Below are 1,101 nucleotides of genomic sequence, written 5' to 3' on the forward strand. Positions count from 1 at the left end.
CGGAGACTGGTTCGAGTTTGTCTGACAGCACCATTCTGAGAGCAAAAACCCGATAATCCGGACTGGTGACGCCATCGAACTTTGATATGTCCACCCACCCCGTTAACAAGTCCATCTGGTTCATGGCGAATTCGCCACGATGAAGATGCTGATATTTTGAATAGTCGGCAGCTAGCTGACCTTCTCCGCTCGAAATGTCCTTCTCTTCGACACCTCTTTGAGTGATAGAGAGGACAGTATGTCCGTCTTCGCCAGCGATGCGTTTTCTGATTTCGAAGAGCATTTTGCCTCGGATTGCCGACCAGGATTGTGGGATATCGCCAATCCAGTCTTCGCCTGAAAGCTTCATTCGAGAGTAGCGCGTCATGCTCATTTGCGAGCACCTTCGCCAGCGATTGCGAAAATAATCCGAGCCGCCTGCCAAACGTCTTTAGGCGTGAACCGTACCAAATCCATTGTGAGCTTGAACGAGTCTGTCCCGAACAGGTTATGGTTTGGCTTTGATGTCGAATAGTCCTTCGCGAAGTACTCTCTTTGCTCGATGTCTGTCAGTTTTGGTGACGTGATTGCGCTGGCTTGCACGAAGAGGTTCACCTTCGTTTTCAAGTCAGGCTCGAGACCGAGTAGCAGCCCGCGACTGGTCTTGTATCGCTCCATGTGAACGTTGTGACCGTCTTCGGTCGGCGCAAGATCAGGATGGGCTGATATCAGCTCTCTGATAGCCTGCTTGAGTTCGTCATTGGTCATGCGCTCAGTTCCTGCAACATGGTTTGAATGCGGGAGGTTACGGCGGAAAGGTCGCTGTCGATCTCTTCCAGCGGGCGCGGCGGCTCAAAAACATAGAAGTGACGGTTGAAAGGGATTTCATAACCGGTCTTGGTTTTGGTATCGTCGATCCAGGCATCCGGCACATGAGGTAAAACTTCACGCTCGAAATACGCATCTATGCTGTCAGTTAGCGGGACATTCTCGGTGTCACGAAGGCTCGGGTCTGGCTTGGGCTTGCCTTTATCCTTGCCGCGTTCATTGCGCTCAATATTACCATGCTCATCTGTGAGTGGGCGCTCCACCTGGTCTGCCTCCCGAAAAGTGGTCCGTTAT

General features: G+C 51.8%; 1 protein-coding gene and 2 pseudogenes. All 3 read right to left on the reverse strand.

The annotated features are described in order from the left end of the window. Positions 1–373 (reverse strand): annotated as a pseudogene (locus HY36_RS12670) (restriction endonuclease subunit S); the annotation flags it as partial. Then, positions 370–747, reverse strand: a complete 378-nt coding sequence (locus HY36_RS12675) for a hypothetical protein (RefSeq protein ID WP_035553483.1) — start codon at positions 745–747, stop codon at positions 370–372. The gene HY36_RS12675 and the pseudogene HY36_RS12670, both read right to left, overlap by 4 nt. Then, positions 744–1,070 (reverse strand): annotated as a pseudogene (locus HY36_RS12680) (SAM-dependent DNA methyltransferase); the annotation flags it as partial. The pseudogene HY36_RS12680 and the gene HY36_RS12675, both read right to left, overlap by 4 nt. Positions 1,071–1,101: the final 31 nt, after the last annotated feature.

Origin of the sequence: Hyphomonas atlantica corrig. (genome assembly GCF_000682715.1) — a bacterium.
Classification (GTDB): Bacteria; Pseudomonadota; Alphaproteobacteria; order Caulobacterales; family Hyphomonadaceae; genus Hyphomonas; species Hyphomonas atlantica.

Coding starts and splice junctions, on each gene's coding strand:
- HY36_RS12675 (WP_035553483.1), bottom strand. CDS start 747: ATGACCAATGACGAACTCAAGCAGGCTATCAGAGAGCTGATATCAGCC.